The sequence below is a fragment of the Pseudomonas sp. DCB_BI genome (assembly GCF_026240995.1).
Taxonomy (GTDB): Bacteria; Pseudomonadota; Gammaproteobacteria; order Pseudomonadales; family Pseudomonadaceae; genus Aquipseudomonas.
In genome coordinates this window covers 1-21293 of sequence record NZ_JAPFCG010000001.1, presented here as the reverse complement: position 1 = coordinate 21293, position 21293 = coordinate 1, and the positions used below count along the sequence as shown (strand labels likewise).

At 61.7% G+C, this 21293-nt stretch carries 21 protein-coding genes; 10 read left to right on the top strand and 11 right to left on the bottom strand.

The window, feature by feature from the left end:
- Positions 1–56 precede the first annotated feature (56 nt).
- The 6 genes from xerD (at position 57) to OO258_RS00080 (ending at position 5615) form a co-directional block, all read left to right on the top strand.
- Complete coding sequence (xerD, locus tag OO258_RS00105; protein WP_110748015.1) at positions 57–953, top strand: site-specific tyrosine recombinase XerD; 897 nt, start codon at positions 57–59, stop codon at positions 951–953.
- A gap of 153 nt (positions 954–1106) precedes the next feature.
- Complete coding sequence (locus OO258_RS00100) at positions 1107–1850, top strand: DsbC family protein (RefSeq protein WP_110748018.1); 744 nt, start codon at positions 1107–1109, stop codon at positions 1848–1850.
- A gap of 83 nt (positions 1851–1933) precedes the next feature.
- A complete protein-coding gene (locus tag OO258_RS00095) occupies positions 1934–3238 on the top strand; it encodes a homoserine dehydrogenase (RefSeq protein WP_110748022.1) in 1305 nt (434 codons plus the stop codon).
- Between the two features lie 55 nt (positions 3239–3293).
- Positions 3294–4703 (top strand): threonine synthase, encoded by a 1410-nt coding sequence (gene thrC / locus OO258_RS00090; RefSeq protein ID WP_266028349.1) that lies wholly within the window; start codon positions 3294–3296, stop codon positions 4701–4703.
- A gap of 131 nt (positions 4704–4834) precedes the next feature.
- Positions 4835–5254, top strand: a complete 420-nt coding sequence (locus OO258_RS00085; RefSeq protein WP_266028347.1) for a histidine kinase — start codon at positions 4835–4837, stop codon at positions 5252–5254.
- A gap of 79 nt (positions 5255–5333) precedes the next feature.
- The gene (locus OO258_RS00080) at positions 5334–5615 is read left to right on the top strand and encodes a DUF3509 domain-containing protein (RefSeq protein WP_266028346.1); all 282 of its coding nucleotides are present in this window, start codon (positions 5334–5336) and stop codon (positions 5613–5615) included.
- Positions 5616–5771: 156 nt separating this feature from the next.
- On the opposite strand, the gene OO258_RS00075 is transcribed toward OO258_RS00080, so the two are convergent.
- Positions 5772–6647, bottom strand: a complete 876-nt coding sequence (locus OO258_RS00075) for a TIGR02285 family protein (protein ID WP_266028345.1) — start codon at positions 6645–6647, stop codon at positions 5772–5774.
- A 20-nt stretch (positions 6648–6667) separates the two neighbouring features.
- Positions 6668–7867 (bottom strand): CaiB/BaiF CoA transferase family protein, encoded by a 1200-nt coding sequence (locus OO258_RS00070; protein ID WP_266028343.1) that lies wholly within the window; start codon positions 7865–7867, stop codon positions 6668–6670.
- Positions 7868–7998: 131 nt separating this feature from the next.
- On the opposite strand from OO258_RS00070, the gene OO258_RS00065 reads away from it, so the two are divergent.
- Together OO258_RS00065 and recJ are read left to right on the top strand one after the other, a co-directional pair.
- Positions 7999–8541, top strand: coding sequence for a YaeQ family protein (locus OO258_RS00065; RefSeq protein ID WP_003252169.1), 543 nt, complete (start codon positions 7999–8001; stop codon positions 8539–8541).
- Positions 8542–8549: 8 nt separating this feature from the next.
- Positions 8550–10259 carry a single-stranded-DNA-specific exonuclease RecJ gene (gene recJ, locus OO258_RS00060; protein WP_266028342.1) on the top strand — a complete coding sequence of 570 codons (1710 nt, stop codon included), beginning with the start codon at positions 8550–8552 and terminating at the stop codon, positions 10257–10259.
- Positions 10260–10419: 160 nt separating this feature from the next.
- On the opposite strand, the gene OO258_RS00055 is transcribed toward recJ, so the two are convergent.
- The 4 genes from OO258_RS00055 to OO258_RS00040 form a co-directional block, all read right to left on the bottom strand.
- The gene (locus OO258_RS00055) at positions 10420–10977 is read right to left on the bottom strand and encodes a hypothetical protein (protein ID WP_266028340.1); all 558 of its coding nucleotides are present in this window, start codon (positions 10975–10977) and stop codon (positions 10420–10422) included.
- A gap of 27 nt (positions 10978–11004) precedes the next feature.
- Complete coding sequence (locus tag OO258_RS00050) at positions 11005–11868, bottom strand: hypothetical protein (protein WP_266028339.1); 864 nt, start codon at positions 11866–11868, stop codon at positions 11005–11007.
- Entirely contained in the window at positions 11865–12458 is a 594-nt protein-coding gene (locus tag OO258_RS00045) for a 2OG-Fe(II) oxygenase (RefSeq protein ID WP_266028337.1), read from the bottom strand. Before OO258_RS00045 ends, OO258_RS00050 begins: the two co-directional genes overlap by 4 nt.
- Before the next feature lie 276 nt (positions 12459–12734).
- Positions 12735–12998 carry a DUF3077 domain-containing protein gene (locus OO258_RS00040; protein ID WP_266028336.1) on the bottom strand — a complete coding sequence of 88 codons (264 nt, stop codon included), beginning with the start codon at positions 12996–12998 and terminating at the stop codon, positions 12735–12737.
- Positions 12999–13586: 588 nt separating this feature from the next.
- Between OO258_RS00040 and OO258_RS00035 the strand changes: the two genes are divergently transcribed.
- On the top strand, positions 13587–14693 hold the full coding sequence (locus tag OO258_RS00035; RefSeq protein WP_266028335.1) for an NADH:flavin oxidoreductase/NADH oxidase: 1107 nt from the start codon (positions 13587–13589) through the stop codon (positions 14691–14693).
- A gap of 118 nt (positions 14694–14811) precedes the next feature.
- Here OO258_RS00035 and OO258_RS00030 read toward each other — a convergent pair whose 3' ends face one another.
- The 5 genes from OO258_RS00030 to ydcS all read right to left on the bottom strand — a co-directional run bounded on the left by OO258_RS00030 (position 14812) and on the right by ydcS (position 20296).
- The gene (locus tag OO258_RS00030) at positions 14812–16236 is read right to left on the bottom strand and encodes a gamma-aminobutyraldehyde dehydrogenase (protein WP_266028334.1); all 1425 of its coding nucleotides are present in this window, start codon (positions 16234–16236) and stop codon (positions 14812–14814) included.
- A 17-nt stretch (positions 16237–16253) separates the two neighbouring features.
- Positions 16254–17060, bottom strand: coding sequence for an ABC transporter permease (locus tag OO258_RS00025; protein ID WP_266028332.1), 807 nt, complete (start codon positions 17058–17060; stop codon positions 16254–16256).
- Entirely contained in the window at positions 17050–17961 is a 912-nt protein-coding gene (locus OO258_RS00020; RefSeq protein ID WP_266028330.1) for an ABC transporter permease, read from the bottom strand. The genes OO258_RS00025 and OO258_RS00020 overlap by 11 nt, the downstream gene beginning before the upstream one ends.
- A gap of 1 nt (position 17962) precedes the next feature.
- On the bottom strand, positions 17963–18994 hold the full coding sequence (locus tag OO258_RS00015; RefSeq protein WP_266028329.1) for an ABC transporter ATP-binding protein: 1032 nt from the start codon (positions 18992–18994) through the stop codon (positions 17963–17965).
- Between the two features lie 150 nt (positions 18995–19144).
- Positions 19145–20296, bottom strand: a complete 1152-nt coding sequence (gene ydcS, locus OO258_RS00010; RefSeq protein WP_266028328.1) for a putative ABC transporter substrate-binding protein YdcS — start codon at positions 20294–20296, stop codon at positions 19145–19147.
- Positions 20297–20452: 156 nt separating this feature from the next.
- On the opposite strand from ydcS, the gene OO258_RS00005 reads away from it, so the two are divergent.
- The gene (locus OO258_RS00005) at positions 20453–21136 is read left to right on the top strand and encodes a tellurite resistance TerB family protein (RefSeq protein ID WP_266028327.1); all 684 of its coding nucleotides are present in this window, start codon (positions 20453–20455) and stop codon (positions 21134–21136) included.
- Positions 21137–21293: the final 157 nt, after the last annotated feature.

Here is a 21293-nt window from a genome sequence, read left to right as displayed (position 1 = left end):
TGCCAGCGTTGTTATGAAAGACTAAGCGCCATTTCGTCGTTTGCCACCGAGATTTCATGCCAGCCCTAGACCACCCCCTGATCGACCAGTTCCTGGATGCCCTGTGGCTGGAAAAAGGCTTGTCCGACAACACCCGCGTTTCCTATCGCAGCGACCTCGCATTGTTCAATGGCTGGTTGCAGGAACACTCGGTGTCGCTGCCCGACGCCGGTCGAGCGCTGATCCTCGACCACCTGGCCTGGCGCCTTGACCAAGGCTACAAACCACGCTCGACGGCGCGTTTCCTGTCCGGCCTGCGCGGCTTCTTCCGTTATTTGCTGCGGGAAAAGCTGGTGGACATTGACCCGACCCTGCAAGTCGAAATGCCGCAACTGGGCAAACCATTGCCCAAGTCGCTGTCCGAAGCGGATGTCGAGGCCTTGCTGCAAGCCCCGGACCTGGGCGAGGCCATCGGCCAGCGCGACCGTGCCATGCTCGAAGTGCTGTATGCCTGCGGCCTGCGCGTCACCGAACTGGTCAGCCTGGCCCTCGACCAGGTCAACCTGCGCCAAGGTGTACTGCGGGTAATGGGCAAGGGCAGCAAGGAACGCCTGGTGCCCATGGGCGAAGAAGCGGTGGTGTGGCTGGAGCGCTACTTGCGCGATGGCCGCGCCGAACTGCTCAACGGCCGCCCCAGCGATGTGCTGTTCCCCAGCCTGCGCGGCGAGCAGATGACACGGCAGACCTTCTGGCACCGCATCAAGCACCATGCCCGCGTGGCCGGCATCGACAAGCCGCTGTCACCGCACACCTTGCGTCATGCCTTCGCCACCCACCTGCTCAACCATGGCGCCGACCTGCGTGTGGTGCAGATGCTGCTGGGCCACAGCGACCTTTCGACCACGCAGATCTACACCCACGTGGCCAAGGCCCGGCTGCAGCAACTGCACGCTCAGCATCATCCCCGTGGATGAATGTTTTTCATGTTCCGCCGACCGGTCCTTGCAAGCCCCTTCACCGGCAGTGTGATGTGGTAGGCTTGGGCGGTTTGCACCAAGGGCCGCATGTTCACCGCGTATTTTCCGCAGGTGACGTCCCCCGGCCCCTGTCCGCCTTCAGGAGTTCCCATGCGCGTGACCCAGTTTTTCGCCGCCGCCGCGTTGGCGCTGGCCAGTACCTTTGCCGTTGCCGCGACCACCGACAGCAATGCCGGTGCCGAGCAGGCCATCCGTAAATCATTGCAAAACCTTGAGCTCGAAGTGCCCGTGGAAAGCGTGGCCAGCAGCCCGCTGAATGGCCTGTACGAAGTCAAGCTGCAGGGCGGTCGCGTGCTGTACGCCAGTGCCGATGGCCAGTTCGTGATGCAGGGTTACCTGTTCCAGATCCAGGACGGTAAGCCGGTCAACCTCACCGAAAAGACCGAACGCCAGGGCATCGCCAAGCTCATCAACGGCATTCCAGCCGCCGAGATGGTGGTTTATCCTGCCAAGGGTGAAACCAAGTCGCATATCACCGTGTTCACCGACACCACCTGCCCTTATTGCCACAAGCTGCACGCCGAAGTGCCTGAGCTGAACCGCCGCGGTATCGAAGTGCGCTATGTCGCCTTCCCGCGCCAGGGCCTCGGTTCGCCGGGTGACCAGCAGTTGCAGGCGGTGTGGTGCTCCAGTGACCGCCGTGCGGCGATGGACAAGATGGTCGAAGGCGAAGAAATCAAGGCTGCCAAGTGTGCCAACCCGGTCGGCAAGCAGTTCCAGCTGGGCCAGTCGATCGGTGTCAACGGCACGCCGGCCATCGTGCTTGAAAGCGGCCAGGTCATTCCGGGCTACCAGCCGGCACCGCAGGTTGCCAAGCTGGCGCTGGCCAAGTAATCCAATTCAGTACGCCGTCGTCATGGGGTGACGGCATGTTTCACGGTCGGCAAAGGTGCCGGCCGTTCAATGGGGAGTTCACAGTGAAACCGGTCAAAGTAGGCATCTGTGGGTTGGGGACCGTCGGTGGCGGAACCTTCAATGTACTTCAGCGCAACGCCGAGGAGATTGCCCGCCGTGCCGGGCGCGGTATTGAAGTGGCACAGATCGCCATGCGCTCGCAGAACCCGAACTGCCAGATTACCGGTACCCCCATTACCGCTGACGTGTTCGAAGTTGCGAGCAACCCGGAGATCGACATTGTCATCGAGCTGATCGGTGGCTATACCATCGCCCGCGACCTGGTGCTCAAGGCCATCGAAAACGGCAAGCACGTGGTCACCGCCAACAAGGCGCTGATCGCCGTGCACGGTAACGAAATTTTCGCCAAGGCCCGCGAGAAGGGTGTGATCGTCGCCTTCGAAGCAGCCGTGGCCGGTGGCATCCCGGTGATCAAGGCCATCCGCGAAGGCCTGTCGGCCAACCGCATCAACTGGCTGGCCGGGATCATCAACGGCACTGGCAACTTCATCCTCACCGAAATGCGCGAAAAGGGCCGTGCCTTCCCGGACGTGCTGGCCGAAGCGCAGGCGCTGGGCTATGCCGAAGCCGACCCCACCTTCGACGTCGAGGGCATCGATGCTGCGCACAAGCTGACCATCCTGGCATCCATTGCCTTTGGTATCCCGCTGCAGTTCGACAAGGCCTACACCGAGGGCATCACCCAGCTGACCACCGCTGACGTGAACTACGCCGAAGCGCTGGGCTACCGCATCAAGCACCTGGGCGTGGCCCGCCGCACCGCCGAGGGCATCGAGTTGCGCGTGCACCCGACGCTGATCCCGGCCGACCGCCTGATCGCCAACGTCAACGGCGTCATGAACGCCGTCATGGTCAACGGCGACGCTGCCGGTTCAACCCTGTACTACGGTGCTGGCGCCGGCATGGAGCCTACCGCTTCGTCGGTGGTCGGCGACCTGGTCGACGTGGTCCGTGCCATGACCTCCGACCCGGAAAACCGCGTGCCGCACCTGGCCTTCCAGCCGGATTCGCTGTCGGCTCACCCGATCCTGCCGATCGAAGCCTGCGAAAGCGCCTACTACCTGCGCATCCAGGCCAAGGATCACCCGGGCGTCCTGGCCCAGGTGGCCAGCATCCTCTCGGAGCGTGGCATCAACATCGAGTCGATCATGCAGAAGGAAGCCGAGGAGCAGGACGGCCTGGTGCCGATGATCCTGCTGACCCACCGCGTGGTCGAGCAGCGCATCAATGATGCCATCGTCGCCCTGGAAGCCCTGCAGGACGTGGTCGGCAAGGTTGTGCGTATCCGCGTCGAACAGCTCAATTAATTTTGTTCTCGGGCCGCCGGTGCGGCCCGGGCCTCAGCATCGAAGGTTTGCACCCATGCGCTATATCAGTACCCGCGGCCAGGCACCGGCCCTGAATTTTGAAGACGTGCTGCTGGCTGGCCTGGCCAGTGACGGCGGCTTGTACGTGCCGGAAAACCTGCCACGTTTCACCCAGGAAGAAATCGCCTCGTGGGCTGGCCTGCCGTACCACGAACTGGCCTTCCGGGTCATGCGCCCGTTCGTCGAAGGCAGCATTGCCGATGCCGACTTCAAGAAAATCCTCGAAGAAACCTACGGTGAGTTCGCCCATGCAGCGGTGGCCCCGCTGCGCCAGCTGAACAGCAACGAATGGGTGCTGGAACTGTTCCACGGCCCGACCCTGGCGTTCAAGGACTTTGCCCTGCAACTGCTCGGCCGCCTGCTCGACCACGTACTGGCCAAGCGCAACGAGCGCGTGGTCATTGTCGGTGCCACCAGTGGCGACACGGGTTCCGCCGCCATCGAAGGCTGCCGCCGTTGCGACAACGTCGACATCTTCATCCTGCACCCGCACCAGCGTGTGTCGGAAGTGCAGCGCCGGCAGATGACCACCATCTTCGGTGACAACATCCACAACATCGCCATCGAAGGCAACTTCGATGACTGCCAGGAAATGGTCAAGGCCAGTTTCGCCGACCAGTCGTTCCTCAAGGGCACCCGCCTGGTGGCGGTCAACTCGATCAACTGGGCGCGGATCATGGCCCAGATCGTCTACTACTTCCATGCAGCCCTGCAGTTGGGTGGCCCGGCGCGTTCGGTGGCATTCTCGGTGCCAACCGGCAACTTCGGCGACATCTTCGCCGGTTACCTGGCTCGCAACATGGGCCTGCCGGTCAGCCAGCTGATCGTCGCCACCAACCGTAACGACATCCTGCACCGCTTCATGAGCGGCAATCAGTACGTCAAGGAAACCCTGCATGCGACCCTGTCGCCGTCGATGGACATCATGGTTTCGTCCAACTTCGAGCGCCTGCTGTTCGACCTGCACGGCCGCAACGGTGGCGCGATTGCCGAGCTGATGGACAACTTCAAACAAGGTGGCGGCTTCAGCGTCGAGCAAGACCGCTGGACCGAAGCGCGCAAGCTGTTCGACTCGCTGGCCGTCAGCGACGAGCAAACCTGCGAGACCATCGCCGAAGTGTTTGCCGCAACCGGCGAAGTGCTTGACCCGCACACTGCGATTGGCGTCAAGGCCGCTCGCGAGTGCCGCCGCAGCCTGGACACGCCGATGGTGGTGCTGGGTACCGCGCACCCGGTCAAGTTCCCCGAAGCGGTGGAGAAGGCCGGTGTGGGCAAGGCACTGGAACTGCCAGCGCACCTCAGCGACCTGTTCAGCCGTGAAGAGCGTTGCACGGTGCTGGCCAATGACCTGAAGGCGGTACAGGGCTTTGTCAGCCAGCACGGCAACCGCGGCAAACCGTTGTAATCGCGTTGGTCCCTGGGGTCGCGAAGCGGCCCCAGGTTCTCGGTCTTTTCCTACAGCGCTATCAGAAACGCCCTATGTAGGTCGCCAAGCGCAGCGCCTAACTTAGTCGGTCCTGCTACCAGGAGCGGCTCATGCACCAGACCTCCGTACTCATCCACCAGGCGCGCCCATCTCACCAGATCCTCCTGCACCAGGCCCTGAATGCCCAGGGCGTCTTCGACGTGCGCATCAGTGCCAGCACCACCGACCTCGATGCCTGTATCGTCGCTGAGCGTCGTCCCGACCTTGTGATCCTCGACCATGCCATGCCCACCAGGGCCGGCCTTGCCTTGCTGGCCCGGCAGCCCCTTGCACGTGCGCTGCTGTTCGTCGGCCAGGCCGTTCCCAAGTGCCATGACCTTGCTCAAGAGGCGAGAAACAGAGGCCTTTGGGTACTCGCGGAGCTGCCCTGGCCGCTGTCGATGCCGCGCCTGCAGCACGCCCTGCAAACCTTGCAGGTGCGCCCAGGGCGGCGTATTCAAACTGTCATGTCAGCCCCGCATGCTCACTGAACAACGCGCGGCATGACGAACTTTCCGCTGCGTCTGTTGGTCAGTTCCTTTATATCCCACCACGCAGCGAGTGATCCGGATGGAAAGAATCTGCAGCCTGCTCAACGACGCCCTGAGCCCCTACCAGACCGACCTTGGCATCGCAGATGCCAGCGGTAACCGCCAACTGACCGTTCACGACCCCCTCGCCGGCATCACCTTGCAGCGCACCGTCAGTGAGCGGCAGTTGCAGGAGCAACGCCTGTTGATCGATCTGGTGGATGGTCTGCACCGTGACCTGCAGATCGCCGAGGGGCGATTGCAACCTTGTGTGATTGCAGCACTCCAGCAGCGCCAGCAACCGCAGGGAACCTTTGCCTGAGTGGCTTATCAGACACTGTAGGGGCAGCCAGCCAGCGCTTTGCTCCGGCGCTGGCAAGGCTGTCACGGGAAGTCCCCAAGGACTTTCGCTTGGCCCCGGGCGTCTTCCCCAGCGCCCGGGGTTTCTTTTTATGCAAACTGCGCGCTTATGTGGGTGTTACCGGTCCTCGAAGAAGCGCTTGCTTTCTTGCAGATAGCCTTCATGCAACCCCGCGTCCAGCCAGCGCGCATACAGCCCCGGCAACACATCCCGGCGCAGTGCAGGTAACAGCTGATCGATATGCGCGATCGCTTCGCGCCCCAAAGGGCTGTCCGAGCAACCCACGTGCAGAAACTGGTAACGGTCCACCCCCTGCACCGGATGAAACTGGTAATCAGCCAGTACCCCGCCTTGTTGCTGGATCAGGTAGCGGACCTCGGGCCAGTAGCCGAGCACCATGCGCAGGCGCCCCAGTTTTTGCATTTGCAGCAGGTTGGCAGTGGCGTCGTTGCCATAGTGGCGGCTGAGCGACGTATCGGGCAGCTGACGCAGGATGCTGTCGATCTGCGTGCCATAGCTGCGCTCGGCAACAATTCCAAGCTTCAGCGGTGTCTCGCTCAGCAGCCCATGCAGGTTTACTTCCTGGCCGTCGAGGTAGGGCGCCACCAGCGCCTGGTTCTCCTTGCGCAGCACCAGGCCGCCGCTGAGCACGCCCAGCGATGGCATGGAAAAGCGCACGTACTTGGCACGCTCCGGGGTCCATAGCAGGGTCGGGTCGCAAGTGAAGTTGCTGCGGTCTTGCAGCATCTGGATGCCACGGGCGCGGTTGACACGCACAATGCTGTGGTCGTACTCGGGCATCTGCCCGATCAGCAGTGGCAACAGCTGGTCCACCACCCCTTGACCTTTTTCCGGGCCGTCGAAAATGGTGAACGGCGGCAGGTCGCGCACCAGCCAGAAGATGCGCTCCTTGGCACAGGCAGGGGGTAGTGCCAACGCGGGCAGCAGCCCGCACAGCAGGAGCAGGTGACGTAACCAGCGGACAGCGCGCATGGGGCCGGGCAGCGCCAGAGTCAGACCGTGCCTGCTGCGCGCAGGTTGGCGATGGCCGCCGCGTCGTACCCAAGGCTGCCAAGCAGCGCGTCGGTATGTTCGCCCAACGCCGGGCCAACCCACTCGGTTGAACCGGGTGTGTCCGACAATTTGGGTACGATGCCAGGCATCTTGAACGGCTTGCCATCCGGCAGCCTGGCCTGCAGGAACATTTCCCGCGCCAGGTATTGTGGGTCGTTGAACATGTCCTCGGCTGAATAAATGCGGCTGGCGGGTACCTCGGCGGTGGTCAGCACCTGCATCAACTGCTCGAGCGGCAGGCTGTTGGCCCAGCGATCGATCACCCCGTACAGCTCGTCGCGGCGCAGGTCGCGGCCATCGTTGGTGGCCAAAGTCGGGTCATTGGCCAGGTCGTCGCGGCCAATGGCCTGCATGAAGCGCTTGAAAATCGCATCGCCGTTGGCGCCGATCTGCACGTGCTTGCCGTCCGCGCTGGTGTGGATCGAGGAGGGGGTAATGCCGGGCATGATGTTGCCGGTGCGTTCGCGGATGAAACCGAACACGTCGAACTCCGGGACCATGCTTTCCATCATGGCGAAGATTGCCTCGTAAAGCGCCACGTCCACTACCTGACCCTGGCCACCATTGACCTCCCGATGGCGCAGCGCCATCAGCGCGCCGATCACCCCCCACAGGGCGGCAATCGAATCACCGATGGAAATGCCCGTGCGTACCGGTGGGCGGTCGTCGAAGCCGGTGATGTAGCGCAGGCCGCCCATCGACTCGCCTACCGCGCCAAAGCCTGGCTGGTCTTTCATCGGCCCGGTCTGGCCAAAGCCCGACAGGCGCACCATCACCAGGCGTGGATTCAGGGCATGCAGCACGTCCCAGCCCAGGCCGAGCTTTTCCAGCACGCCTGGGCGGAAGTTCTCGATCAGGATGTCGGCTTCGGCCAGCAGCTTCTTCAGCACCTCGCGACCTTCGGGGTGCTTGAGGTTGAGGGTCAGTGACTGCTTGTTGCGGGCCTGCACGAACCACCACAGCGAGGTGCCCTCGTACAGCTTGCGCCACTTGCGCAGCGGGTCGCCGCCATCGGGCGATTCGACCTTGACCACCTCGGCACCGAACTCGGCGCAAATTCGCGAAGCGAACGGCCCGGCGATCAGGGTGCCGAGTTCGACAACTTTGAGACCGGCGAGGGGTTTGCTGGGCGTCGACATGGGGCATCCGTGGCAGTTGGGCAGAGCCGTGGTTTTATCACACGTCGGTTTCGCCGGGTACTGCTGCGGCGCAAGGAAAGTGTGGATGAGTTAGACTGTGCCACTTTTCTTTTGCACGAAGCCCGTCGACCATGGCCCAGCCGTCCACCACCTACAAGTTCGAATTGAATCTCACCGACCTTGATCGCAACGTCTACGAAAGCGTCAAACAGACTATCGCTCGGCACCCTTCGGAAACCGAAGAGCGTATGGCCGTTCGTCTGTTGGCGTACGCGCTCTGGTACAACGAGAACTTGTCGTTTGGCCGCGGTCTGTCGGATGTCGATGAGCCGGCGCTGTGGGAAAAGAGCCTGGACGATCGCGTGCTGCACTGGATTGAAGTTGGCCAGCCCGATGCCGATCGCCTGACCTGGTGTTCGCGTCGCACCGAACGCACCAGCTTGCTGGCTTACGGCAGCCTGCGAGTGTGGGAGGGTAAAGTGGTGAGCGCGGTCAAGAACCTGAAGAACCTGAGCATTGCCGCTGTGCCGCAAGAGGTGCTGGAAACCCTGGCGACCGACATGCCGCGTAGCATCAAGTGGGACGTGATGATCAGTGAAGGTACGGTATTCGTGACTGACGACCGTGGCCAGCATGAAGTACAACTGCAGTGGCTGCTCGGCGAGCGTGGTTGAAGCAACCCATGCGTATCGAACCCCGCCCGCTGCCGCCGACCCTGCCATTTCTGGGTAACCTGCCACCCTTGCTGACCCGCCTGTACGCCGCGCGTGGCGTGCAGAGCGAGGCTGAACTGGACAAAAGCCTGGCGCGCCTGCTGCCATACCAGCAGCTCAAGGGCATCGAGGCCGGTGTGGACCTGCTGGTCGAAGCCATCGAACAGCGCCAGCGCATCCTCATCGTCGGTGACTTCGATGCCGACGGAGCTACCGCCAGCACTGTCGGGGTACTGGGTCTGCGCCTGCTGGGTGCGGCCCATGTCGATTACCTGGTGCCCAATCGCTTCGAGTACGGTTACGGCCTGACCCCGGAAATTGTCGAGGTGGCACTGCAGCGTCGGCCGCAATTGCTGATTACCGTGGACAACGGCATTTCCAGTGTCGATGGGGTGGCCGCCGCCAAGGCTGCCGGGCTCAAGGTGCTGGTGACCGACCACCACCTGCCGGGCGAACAGCTGCCCGAGGCCGATGCCATCATCAACCCCAACCAGCCGGGCTGCAGCTTCCCGAGCAAGTCGCTGGCCGGGGTAGGGGTGATCTTCTACGTTCTGATGGCCCTGCGTGCACGCTTTCGCAGTCTCGGCCGTTACGAATCGCAGCCGCAGCCGAACATCGGGGAACTGCTCGACCTGGTGGCACTGGGCAGTGTTGCCGACGTGGTGCCGCTGGATGCCAACAACCGCATCCTGGTGCATCAGGGCCTGGAGCGCATCCGCGCCGGCCGGGCCCGGCCAGGGCTCAAGGCCATCCTTGAAGTGGCGCGTCGTGATCACCGACGCATCACTTCGACCGACCTTGGCTTCATCCTCGGCCCACGGCTGAACGCCGCCGGGCGTCTGGACGACATGAGCCTGGGTATCGAATGCCTGCTGTGTGAAGACGCTGCGCTGGCCCAGGACATGGCCCAGCAGTTGGATGACCTGAACCAGGACCGCAAGTCCATCGAGCAGGGTATGCAGCGCGAAGCCTTGGCCCAGCTCAAGGACCTGCCGGTGGAGTCGATGCCGTATGGTTTGTGCCTGTTCGATGCGGACTGGCATCAGGGCGTGATCGGTATCCTGGCTTCGCGCCTGAAGGAGCGTTACCACCGGCCGACCATCGCTTTTGCCGATGCCGGTGAAGGCATGCTCAAAGGTTCGGCGCGCTCGGTACCGGGCTTCCATATTCGCGATGCGCTGGATGCCGTGGCGGCGCGCTACCCGCAACTGATCAGCAAGTTCGGCGGCCACGCCATGGCTGCCGGGTTATCGTTGCCAGAGGCTAACTTCCCGGCGTTTGCCGAAGCGTTCGACGAAGAGGTGCGGCGTCAACTGCGCGAAGAAGACCTGACTGGCCGGCTGTTGTCCGACGGCAGCCTGGCGGTAGAGGAGTTCCACCTCGACCTGGCCAAGGCCCTGCGCCATGCCGGCCCATGGGGCCAGCACTTCCCTGAGCCGCTGTTCCATGGTGTGTTCCAGTTGGTGGAGCAGCGCGTGGTCGGAGAGCGGCACCTGAAGGTGGTGCTCAAGAGCGAATGTGGCTCGGTACGGCTGGATGGCATTGCCTTCGGCATCGACCGCGAAGTGTGGCCGAACCCGACTGTGCGTTGGGTCGAGTTGGCTTACAAACTGGATGTGAACGAGTTTCGCGGTAATGAAAGTGTGCAGTTGATGATTGCCCACATGGAGCCGCGCTGACGGCAAATAGAGGGCTGTATTGCAGCCGATCGCCGGCAAGCCAAGCGCGACTCCTGTGGGAGCGAGCATGTCCAGGCGTCGAACCGCCGCGAACACCGGCAAAGCCGGTGCCATCCACCAAGTTGGCTGCTTGGCGGGTAAAACCGCACAGATACAATTGCTATTGGCTGATCTCGGATTGCATTTTGCGCTTCCGGTTTTGCCAGTGCATTACGCCTGCTGCGATAAATGAAACCAGGCTCAGCAATGAGAAAAACACAATTCCCTCCAAAAGACTGCGGTTGTATTTTTCGATCACATACTCCTTGAGCGCTGGCTCGTACAGGACTCCGCTTCCGGTCGATAGCCGCCTGATAATAGGCCCAGTCAAAGCATCTTCGATCTCGGCAAAGAGCGGTGTCTTCTTGTTCATGTTGGCAGCGTCATAACGTGCTTTATGTGTATATACCCGACGTTGGATGACTTGTCCGCTTGGCTCTTTGTATGCAATACGAAAAGTGTAAAGCGACCTGTCGTAATCCCAGGTTTCAGGTGCGGATGCAAACGCTGCCCTAACACTTACCCAAGGAGCGGTTACAGGCTCTGGTGCTTCTTTCCACACTGTAAGGTGTGCGAGTGCAAGACAGGCAAAAAAAGTGCCTACGAATAACAGGGAGGTCACCCGTTTAGCCGGCTCCAAAGCATGCATCATTTGGAGCCACGACGACCAAGTCAGCATCGGAAAAAATCCATCGGTTCGCTTTGGTTAACGGTATTTATCTTGCTGCGGAGCGGAGCAACAGGCATATTTGTCTTGGCCTCCACCTATTGTAGTGGTGATCGAGGGGATTGGTCCTGTCGGTACTTGCCCATTAACGCTTTCGATTCCTATTGTTATCGAAGCTCCCCCTCCATTTGCAGGAGGGTTAGGGGGTGTAATAGGTGAGTTGACACCTCCCGGCTGTATTATTGGCTGATTGATAGTGAAGGATTCTAAAGTTCTGGTGTCCAGTTTGATCTCCAACGTGTCCGGGTTCCACGTGATAACTTGTATTAGTCCCCCAAAATGCTCATGTATAGATTGTGGGTCTGTTATTGTCAGATTCGGCGCCAGTATCGGATTTGCGGTCTCTTTCGTTATGTCGTGTTTAATGAGTGCGTCGATTATAGGAGTGATTGTTGTTTGGATTTTTTCTGCCAGTGCCGAATTGTAAGTTCCAATTAAGCTGGCTCCCAGTGATATGGCGGTGAGAGTGCCTGCGACCCAAGGTGCGGCTATTAGTATTGCGAAACCCGCTACGACGCCTGCTACATTACCTACAAGGCTGACGTAGTCCCCTATATTCGGCTCGTCGTCAGGCTGGTACTCGGCAACAATTTTCAGAAAGGTTACCGTGCCCGCCAGGGTGTTGGTGACGATATTTATAAACGGAACTGCGCCTGCAGTCATTTGCGTAACTGACAGTACAGAAGCAATTGCGCTGGTTGTCTGGGCACCCTGTACCACAAGTGTGAAACCCTGCTTGTCAGTGTTGAACTGATCGTGAACTGCGGCAGCTGCGCCTGCTTGGAATCCAGGCCTCCCCACCCTATCCACCAGGGCGACGAATATCTCGACCCGTTTAGTCATATTTTAAAATCCCTGTTTATTGTCTTGAAAGCAATGGTGGTGCGCAGACGATCGCAGTCTATGGTTGGTGATTTAGCTCGGTGCGGCATTTCACCGTCGAAGATTGCAATGCGTCTTGGTTTGGGTGACGCCGCAGCGATAACGTCAGTCTTGGCGTTATTGCAGAATAAAAGCTCACCTCCCCATGTCGTTGCCCAATAGTCGTTACAGAAAAGGACTGCGGTATGCCCCGGCTCGCTTTGCAGGTTGTCTCGGTGAATTGGACTGTCCTGTCCAGCGGTCTGGCCGTTTGCATATACGCCGATGAGTTTAGAGTTTTCCATGTGTTCAGCACATAGACGTTTCCAGATGTTGATGAGGAATCCCCAGCGCTCGCTTGCAGCCAGTTCTTGTTCACAACATTCCAGTGATTCACGCTTGCTCCCTGCAATGAAGAAATGCCAGCAGGGGCGAGCGAAGGGCGTAGAGTTAACTGGCCAGTCATATCGCCAAAGGGTATGTGAGAAGGCGTTGTTAAGTTTGACTTGTTCCTCGTGTGTAATGGCGTTGTCTAGTATGCATATGTCACTTGATGCGAAATCTTTTAGCATTGGCTGCGTCTCAAGTCTTGTGCATTGCCTTAACCGTTGTTGGCCAGGTAATGGTGGTTGGCAAGGAGACATTAGCCATTTGGTGTCGTGAGTTCGATAGGATAGGGTAGTTGCTGATTGAGAAGATTTTCCGAAGCTCATGTGGCTCTTAGGGCAATTGGCTGTGGGAAACCTTCCGTTGCCTCGGTGTGCCGGGGCAAGATGCGATAGGTGGGGAGGTCAACCATTAGTGTATGGAGCAATTACTAGCTTTAGCGGTTAACAGTGACACCAAACTCAACGCGACATGCCTAACTCGGCATCATCCATCAGCGCCTTGGCCAACGCACTTAGGTAGTGCGCAGCCCAGATCATCATGGGTTTCTCATCCATCAGTCCGACGATGGTCAGCTCCCGCACATAGCCCATCAATTCGGATGCCTGGTCACGGGCGTCCCGGCACGGAATGCCTGCTTCGATGCGAAACAGTGGATGGGTCTGGTTTTCACCTTGGAAGAACGTGGTTTTGCCGACGGTGAATTGGGTGTCTTCAGTAGTCATCGTTATCGCAATTCCTTGAAGGCTAAAGGAGTTGCCACCGCCGTTTCCACACGAAGGGCGGCAACTGTATGCAGGGTGGAAAACCGGTCTTCAAGGACCCGGTAGGCCAAAAGGCCTCCCGCATACAGCTGCCATTACAACAGGCACTTGAAGATTGACCGGGTTTCCACACCCGCATCGCTACATTTCAGCGACCCGGAAAGACTAAGTGGCAGTGTTTCCAGGAACAATCAGACGCCAGTCGACAGGACTTGTAGGGTATTTCCTCGGGCTGGGAATCACCATATCCGGGTTGTAGGGAATATCTGAAATGCTTGTCAGAGTGTTTGGCTGTGACGGCGGCTTGGGCTGCCGGGTACCTGCCTTGATAGCGATGTCGTTTGTAAGATCAAGCGCCGAGCGGGCGGCGCTCGATCTCCTGGGCGACATCACTTTCGAGCCTGAAACCGGCCCCCCCCACCCCAAATCCCATGGAACCTCCCCCCCACCCATTCTGGTCTAGTCTGAAGTTATGACCGGACCTGGGCCAGGGACGTGCAATTGAGTGTCCGGGCCGGATCACCATTGGAGTCCTTGGGAGGTGCCCTCATGAGCCTGCTGCTCGAGCCTTACACCCTGCGTCAGTTGACCCTGCCCAACCGCATCGCCGTGTCGCCGATGTGCCAGTATTCCGCCGTCGATGGCTTGGCCAACGACTGGCACCTTGTTCATCTTGGCAGCCGCGCCGTAGGTGGCGCGGGCCTGGTGATCACCGAAGCTGTGGCGGTTACCGCCGATGGCCGCATCACCGCCGAAGACCTTGGCCTGTGGGACGACGCGCAGATCGCCCCGTTACAACGCATCACCCGCTTCATCACCGCCCAGGGCGCCGTGGCTGGCATCCAGCTGGCCCACGCCGGGCGCAAGGCCAGCACCTATCGCCCATGGCTGGGCAAACCAGGTAGCGTCAAACTGGAAGAGGGCGGCTGGCAGCCGGTGGGGCCGTCGAAAATCGCCTTCGACCCTCAACACACCGCGCCGCGTGAGTTGAGCCAGGACGAGATTCAGGATGTGATTGGCGCCTTCGTCGCCTCGACCGAGCGCGCCTTGAAGGCCGGTTTCAAGGTGGTGGAGATCCACGCCGCGCACGGCTACCTGCTGCACCAGTTCCTATCACCCCTGAGCAACCAACGCCGCGATGAGTACGGTAGCAGCTTTGAAAACCGCATCCGCCTGACCCTGCAGGTGGTCGAGGCAGTGCGCAAGGTTTGGCCCGCGGAGTTGCCACTGTTCGTGCGTGTATCGGCAACCGACTGGGTGGAAGATGGTTGGAACCCTGATGAAACCGTCGAACTGGCCCGGCGCCTGCGCGGGTTGGGTGTGGACCTGATCGATGTGTCCTCTGGCGGCACCTCAGTAAACGCCGAAATCCCCACCGGCCCCGGCTACCAGACCCGTTTCGCCGAGCGCGTGCGCAAGGAATCGGAAATCGCCACTGGCACTGTGGGCATGATCACCGAACCGGCCCAGGCCGAGCACATCCTGCGCACCGGGCAGGCCGATATCATCTTCCTGGCCCGCGAACTGCTGCGCGACCCGTACTGGCCGCTGCATGCCGACGACGATCTGGGCGGCAACAAAGCCACCTGGCCGGCGCAGTACCAACGCGCCACGAGCAGGGCCAACCCGATTCACGAGTCTGATTTGCGGGACTAGGGGCGTCGAGTTTGCCGGGGGTTGGCGAGGATTTTGTTTGGGGCTCAGATCGAGCGCCGCGCGGGCGGCGCTCGATCTCGTTGGCGTTACAAATCTACCGACGTACCCCTGTGCCTCCTCAATGCTTGATCATCACATGCCGCACACAGGTGTAGTCCTCCAGCCCATACATCGACATGTCCTTCCCATACCCGGAATGCTTCTGCCCGCCGTGGGGCATTTCGCTGACCAGCATGAAATGGGTATTCACCCAGGTGCAGCCATACTGCAAGCGCGCCGCCAGGCGGTGGGCGCGGCCGGTGTCGCGGGTCCACACCGATGAGGCCAGGCCGTAGTTGGAGTCGTTGGCCCATTCCAGCGCCTGCGCTTCGTCTGTGAAGCGGGTGACCGACACCACCGGGCCGAACACTTCGTTGCGCACGATTTCGTCGTCCTGCAGGGCGTCGGCCAGCACGGTCGGCTCGAAGTAGAAACCCTCGCCATCAATCGCCTTGCCACCCGTCACCAGGCGAATGTGTGGCTGGGCAATGGCCCGCTGCACCAGCCCGGCGACCTTGTCGCGATGCTGGGCACTGATCAATGGCCCCAGCTCGGTGTCCTCGGCCTCCTGCAGGCCAGGTTTCAGGCTCGCTACTGCTGCACCCAGGCGCTCGACAAAGCGCTCGTAGATCCCGTCCTGTACGTACAGGCGACAGGCTGCGGTGCAGTCCTGGCCGGCGTTGTAGAAGCCGAAGGTGCGGATGCCGTCGATGGCGGCGTCGATATCGGCATCGTCGAACACCAGCACAGGCGCCTTGCCGCCCAGCTCCATGTGCATGCGTTTCACGCTGTCGGCGGTGGCGCTGATGATGTGCACGCCCGTGGGGATCGAGCCGGTCAGCGACACCATGCGCACCTTGGGGTGGCTGACCAGCGGGTTGCCGACGGTCTGGCCCCGGCCGAAAAGAATGTTCAGCACGCCTGGCGGCAGCAGGTCCTGGGCCAGTTCACCCAGCCGCAGGGCGGTCAGCGGGGTCAGTTCGGAGGGTTTGATCACCACCGTGTTGCCGGCTGCCAGGGCCGGGGCGATCTTCCAGGCCAGCATCATCAACGGGTAGTTCCACGGTGCGATGGAGGCCACCACCCCCAACGGGTCGCGACGGATCATCGAGGTGTGGCCCGGCAGGTATTCGCCTGCCGCCGAACCGCCCAGGCAACGTGCCGCACCGGCAAAGTAGCGGAAGACGTCGGCAATCGCCGGGATCTCGTCATTGAGCGCGGCGCTGAGCGGCTTGCCGCAGTTCTGCGATTCCAGCCGGGCCAGTTCATCGCCATGCCCTTCAATGGCGTCGGCCAAGGCCAGCAAGGCCTGCGCGCGCTCCTTGGGGCTGGTCTGCGACCAGCTGTCAAAGGCCTGGTCGGCGGCGCGCACGGCGCTGTCCACCTGCGCCTCGGTGGCCTCGTTGATCTGTGCCAGGGCGGTGCCCAGCGCCGGGTTGAGCACGGTCCAGGCAGGGCCTTGGCCAGCGACCAGTTGGCCATTGATCAGCATCTGCGTTTGCATCGGGGACTCCTCCAGGATCATTTGCCACTGCCCGCAACGCTTTCGCCGCCACGGGTCAGGTAATAGGCGCCAAGAATTGGCAGCATGGTTACCAGCATCACCAACATGGCCACCACGTTGGTCACGGGTACGTCGCGGGGTCGGCTGAGCTGGTTGAGCAGCCAGATCGGCAGGGTGCGTTCGTGGCCGGCGGTAAAGGTGGTGACGATGATTTCATCGAACGACAGGGCAAAGGCCAGCATGCCGCCGGCGAGCAGTGCCGAGCCGAGGTTGGGCAGGACGATGTAGCGGAAGGTTTGCCAGCCATCGGCGCCAAGGTCCATCGAGGCTTCGATCAGGCTCTGCGAAGTACGCCGCAGGCGGGCGATGACGTTGTTGTAGACGATCACCACGCAGAAAGTGGCGTGGCCGACCACGATGGTGAATACCCCGGGCTCGATACCCAAGGCTTTGAACGCCGAGAGCAGGGCGATGCCGGTGATGATGCCGGGCAGGGCGATGGGCAGGATCAGCATCAACGAAATGCCCTCCTTGCCGAAAAAGCTGCGCCGGTACAGCGCTGCCGAGGCCAGGGTGCCGAGCACCAGGGCGATCAGCGTGGCCAGGCAGGCTACCTGCAGCGACAGCTTGATCGCCTCCAGCACATCGGGGCGGGAGAAGGCCACGGCAAACCACTTCAGGGTAAAGCCCTTGGGCGGGAAGCTGAACGCCGCGTCTTCGGTATTGAAGGCATACAGGAAGATGATCAGGATCGGGAAGTGCAGAAACAGCAGCCCGCCCCAGGCTGCCAGGCGAAGCCCCGTGGAGGCTTTTTCAGAGTGCATCGAAAGCCCCCAGGCGCTTGACGATGGACAGGTACACGGCAATCAGCACGATCGGCACCAGGGTGAACGCGGCAGCCATCGGCATGTTGCCGATCGCCCCTTGCTGGGCATAGACCATGCTGCCGATGAAGTAGCCGGGCGGGCCGACCAGCTGCGGCACGATGAAGTCGCCCAGGGTGAGCGAGAAGGTGAAGATGGAGCCGGCGGCGATGCCGGGGATCGACAATGGCAGAATCACCTGCAAGAAGGTTTGCCCGGGCCGTGCGCCGAGGTCCGCCGAGGCTTGCAGCAGTGACGGCGGCAAGCGCTCCAGCGACGCCTGGATCGGCAGGATCATGAACGGCAGCCAGATGTACACGAACACCATGAACCGCCCCAGGTGCGAGGTCGACAGCGTGCTGCCGCCCACGCCCGGCACCGTCAGCACTGCTTGCAGCAGGGCATCCAGGTGCAGTTGCTGGACGAACCACTGGGCCACCCCACCCTTGGCCAGCAACAGGGTCCAGGCATAGGTCTTGACGATGTAGCTGGCCCACATCGGCATCATCACTGCGATGTAGAAAAACGCCTTGGTCTTGCCGCTGGTGAAGCGCGCCATGTAGTAGGCGATGGGGAAAGCCAGTACCGCACTGGCCAGCGATACAGCTACAGCCATGCCCAGGGTGCGCAGGATGATGTCGAAGTTCGACGGGTTGAACAGCGCGGCGAAGTTGCCCAGGGTGAGGTCCGGGGTCACTGCCATGGTGAAGTCGTCGAAGGTATAGAACCCCTGCCACAACAGGTTCAGCAGCGAGCCGAGGTAGATCGCGCCGAACCAGGTCAGCGGGGGGATCAACAGCAGTGCCAAATACAGGTTGGGGCGCCGGTACAGCAGGTTGGACAGGCCGCGCAAAGTGCTCATGTCAGCGGCCCTCGGTTTCCTGCAACAGCGTCATCGCTTCGCGTGGCCAGTGCGCCTGCACCCGTTGCCCCGGCTGCCAGCCCTGGGCCTGCGCCTGCCAGCGGTCGTTGGCCTGGCTTACCGCCAGCAACTGGCCGCTGTCCAGCTGCAATTCGTAGCGGGTAGCACTGCCCTGGTACTGGACATCGCGCAGCAGCCCGCTGACCTGCACTTCATGGCTGGTTACCACAGGGTCGCCCAAGCGGATATGTTCGGGCCGGATGGAGAAGGGCGCCGGGCTGCCGTTGAGTGCCAGGGCCAGCTCGCCACGCACCACGTTAGAGGTGCCGACGAACTCGGCGACGAACGTGGTGGCGGGCTTCATGTACAGGTTGCGCGGGGTGTCGACCTGCTCGATGCGGCCGCGGTTGAACACTGCCACGCGGTCGGACATCGACAGCGCCTCAGTCTGGTCATGGGTGACGAAGACGAAGGTGATACCCAGTTGGCGCTGGAGTTTTTTCAGTTCGCCCTGCATCTGCTCGCGCAGTTTCAGGTCCAGCGCGCCAAGCGGTTCGTCCAGCAGCAGCACCCGTGGCCGGTTGACCAGCGCCCGGGCCAGGGCCACGCGCTGGCGCTGGCCGCCAGACAGCTGCGCCGGCTTGCGCGCGCCGTAGCCGGCCAGGGCTACCATCGCCAGGGCTTCTTCGGCACGGCGGTGGCGTTCGGCCTTGGCTACGCCTTTTACCTTCAGGCCATAGGCGATGTTGTCGAGCACGTTCATGTGCGGGAACAGCGCATAGTCCTGGAACACGGTGTTGACGTCACGCTGATAGGGCGGCACGCCAGCGGCCTCCACGCCATGGATGCGGATCGAGCCGCTGCTGGGTTGTTCGAAGCCGGCGATCAGGCGCAGGCAGGTGGTCTTGCCCGAGCCGGAAGGGCCCAACATGGAGAAGAACTCGCCATCGATAATGTCGATGCTGACCTGGTCGACGGCCTTGACCTCGCCGAAGGTGCGGGAAACCTGGGTGAACTGGACGGCTAGGGGCATGCGTGGGCTCCGGACAACAAGGGTTCTCCTGTGCCGGCCTCTTCGCGAGCAAGCCCGCTCTTACAGGAGAAGCGCCACCCTTGCAGGCGGTTAAGAACCTGTGGGAGCGGGCTTGCCCGCGAAAAGGTCAGTACAGGCATTCAGGCAACCTCAGCGCCCACCCATGATGGCGATGTAATCCTGGGTCCAGCGGCTATACGGCACGAACTTGCCCCCTTGGGCCTGCGGGGTTTTCCAGAAGGCGATTTTGTCGAAGTTATCGAAACCATTGGTCTTGCAGCCCTCGGCGCCCAGCAGTTCGCTGCCGGTACACGCCGCCGGCACTGCCGGCAACGAGCCGAACCAGGCTGCCACGTCTCCCTGCACCTTGGGCTGCAGCGACCAGTCCATCCATTTGTAGGCGCAGTTGGGGTGCTTGGCCTCGGCGTGCAGCATGGTGGTGTCGGCCCAGCCGGTTGCACCCTCTTTGGGGATGGTCGAGGCCACTGGCTGGTTCTCTGCCTTCAGGCCATTGACCATGTAGCCCCAGGAACTGGAGGCGACCACGCCTTCGTTCTTCACGTCGCTCATCTGCACCGTGGCGTCATGCCAGTACCGGTGAATCAGCGGCTGCTGCTGACGCAGCAGTTCCAGCACGGCCTTGTACTGTTCTTCGTTCAGTTCGTACGGGTCCTTGATGCCCAGTTCGGGCTTGGCCGACTTCAGGTAGAGCGCGGCGTCGGCGATGTAGATCGGCCCGTCGTAGGCCTGTACACGGCCCTTGTTCGGCTTGCCATCGGGCAGGTCCTGCGGCACGAACACCACGCCCCAGCTGGTCGGCGCCTGTTTGAAGGTGTTGGTGTTGTACAGCAGCACATTCGGCCCCCACTGGTACGGGGTGCCATAGACCTGCTTGTCGACCACGTACCAGCCGCCGTTCTGCAGGCGCGGGTCGATGGTCTTCCAATTGGGGATCAGTGCGGTGTTGATCGGCTGTACGCGCTTGCCGGCGATCAGTCGCAGCGACGCATCGCCCGAGGCGGTGACCAGGTCGTAGCCGCCCTTGGTCATCAGGCTGACCATCTCGTCCGAGGTGGCAGCGGTTTTCACGCTGACCTTGCAGCCGGTTTCCTTTTCGAAGCCGGTCACCCAGTCGTAGGCCTTGTCGCTTTCACCGCGCTCGATGTAGCCGGGCCAGGCGACGATGTCCAGGCGCCCTTCGCCGGCACCCAGGGCCTTGGGCGGTTCGGCGGCCTGCAGGCTGGCGCTGGCCAGTACGGCGCAGGTGGCGGCGCCGAGCAATGCGGTCTTGTGCACTGACATGGTGTTCCCTCTTCTTGGAGATTTTGGTCGCGGCAGTGGTCGAGTCTAGTTGGCTTTTTGCCAGCCAATGCAACATCCAGAAGCAAATCCGTGCATAGCCCATGGGCAGGCAGGCTTTACTCTGGCGGCTGACTTCCTTCACCTGGAGAGCTGCACATGAACACCCGTGGCCTGCTGGATCAACTGCTGAAATCTGGCCAGGAGTTGCTGAACAAACAATCGGCTTCCGGCAAACCTGCGGCGGGCGCGAGCGGGCTTGGCGGCCTGCTTTCTGGGGCCGGCGGTGGCCTTTTGGGTGGTGGCGCGCTGGGTTTGCTGCTGGGCAGCAAGAAGGCGCGTAAATATGGCGGCAAAGCCCTTACCTACGGCGGCCTGGCTGCGCTCGGCGTCTTGGCTTACAAGGCTTACGGCAACTGGCAGGCGCGTCAGCAGGTTACGGCCGGCGAACCGCAGACCGTCGACCGCCTGCCGCCGGCTCAGGTCGAGCAGCACAGCCAGGCGGTGTTGCGGGCGCTGGTGGCAGCGGCCAAGTCCGATGGCCACATCGATGAGCGCGAGCGGGCGCTGATCGAGGGCGAGTTCACCCGACTGGACAGCGACCGCGAACTGCAGCACTGGCTGCATACCGAGCTGAACAAGCCGCTGGACCCAGCGGAGGTGGCGCGTGCGGCGCAAACGCCGGAGATGGCTGCCGAGATGTACCTGGCCAGCGTGATGATGGTCGACCAGGAAAACTTCATGGAGCGGGCTTACCTGGACGAACTGGCCCGTCAGTTGCGGCTGGACCCGGGTTTGCGTCAGGAGCTGGAAAGCCAGGTACGCCAGGCGGTGGCTCAGTAATAGGCCTGTCTGGAAATAGTCGGCGTCGGTGAGATCGAGCGCCGCCCGCGCGGCGCATCGCGAGCTGCGCTCGCTCCTTGTATGTTGTGTCTGACCTGGCCAGAGAGGTTATTCTCGTCAGGTTCAAGAAGCACTTCCGGGGAGACCGATCGCTCCT

Bases quoted from the DNA above. Each gene is read 5' to 3' on its own strand.
- xerD (WP_110748015.1), top strand. From the start codon at position 57: ATGCCAGCCCTAGACCACCCCCTGATCGACCAGTTCCTGGATGCCCTG.
- OO258_RS00100 (WP_110748018.1), top strand. From the start codon at position 1,107: ATGCGCGTGACCCAGTTTTTCGCCGCCGCCGCGTTGGCGCTGGCCAGT.
- thrC (WP_266028349.1), top strand. From the start codon at position 3,294: ATGCGCTATATCAGTACCCGCGGCCAGGCACCGGCCCTGAATTTTGAA.
- OO258_RS00085 (WP_266028347.1), top strand. From the start codon at position 4,835: ATGCACCAGACCTCCGTACTCATCCACCAGGCGCGCCCATCTCACCAG.
- OO258_RS00080 (WP_266028346.1), top strand. From the start codon at position 5,334: ATGGAAAGAATCTGCAGCCTGCTCAACGACGCCCTGAGCCCCTACCAG.
- OO258_RS00075 (WP_266028345.1), bottom strand. From the start codon at position 6,647: ATGCGCGCTGTCCGCTGGTTACGTCACCTGCTCCTGCTGTGCGGGCTG.
- OO258_RS00070 (WP_266028343.1), bottom strand. From the start codon at position 7,867: ATGTCGACGCCCAGCAAACCCCTCGCCGGTCTCAAAGTTGTCGAACTC.
- OO258_RS00065 (WP_003252169.1), top strand. From the start codon at position 7,999: ATGGCCCAGCCGTCCACCACCTACAAGTTCGAATTGAATCTCACCGAC.
- recJ (WP_266028342.1), top strand. From the start codon at position 8,550: ATGCGTATCGAACCCCGCCCGCTGCCGCCGACCCTGCCATTTCTGGGT.
- OO258_RS00055 (WP_266028340.1), bottom strand. From the start codon at position 10,977: ATGCTGACTTGGTCGTCGTGGCTCCAAATGATGCATGCTTTGGAGCCG.
- OO258_RS00050 (WP_266028339.1), bottom strand. From the start codon at position 11,868: ATGACTAAACGGGTCGAGATATTCGTCGCCCTGGTGGATAGGGTGGGG.
- OO258_RS00045 (WP_266028337.1), bottom strand. From the start codon at position 12,458: ATGCTAAAAGATTTCGCATCAAGTGACATATGCATACTAGACAACGCC.
- OO258_RS00040 (WP_266028336.1), bottom strand. From the start codon at position 12,998: ATGACTACTGAAGACACCCAATTCACCGTCGGCAAAACCACGTTCTTC.
- OO258_RS00035 (WP_266028335.1), top strand. From the start codon at position 13,587: ATGAGCCTGCTGCTCGAGCCTTACACCCTGCGTCAGTTGACCCTGCCC.
- OO258_RS00030 (WP_266028334.1), bottom strand. From the start codon at position 16,236: ATGCAAACGCAGATGCTGATCAATGGCCAACTGGTCGCTGGCCAAGGC.
- OO258_RS00025 (WP_266028332.1), bottom strand. From the start codon at position 17,060: ATGCACTCTGAAAAAGCCTCCACGGGGCTTCGCCTGGCAGCCTGGGGC.
- OO258_RS00020 (WP_266028330.1), bottom strand. From the start codon at position 17,961: ATGAGCACTTTGCGCGGCCTGTCCAACCTGCTGTACCGGCGCCCCAAC.
- OO258_RS00015 (WP_266028329.1), bottom strand. From the start codon at position 18,994: ATGCCCCTAGCCGTCCAGTTCACCCAGGTTTCCCGCACCTTCGGCGAG.
- ydcS (WP_266028328.1), bottom strand. From the start codon at position 20,296: ATGTCAGTGCACAAGACCGCATTGCTCGGCGCCGCCACCTGCGCCGTA.
- OO258_RS00005 (WP_266028327.1), top strand. From the start codon at position 20,453: ATGAACACCCGTGGCCTGCTGGATCAACTGCTGAAATCTGGCCAGGAG.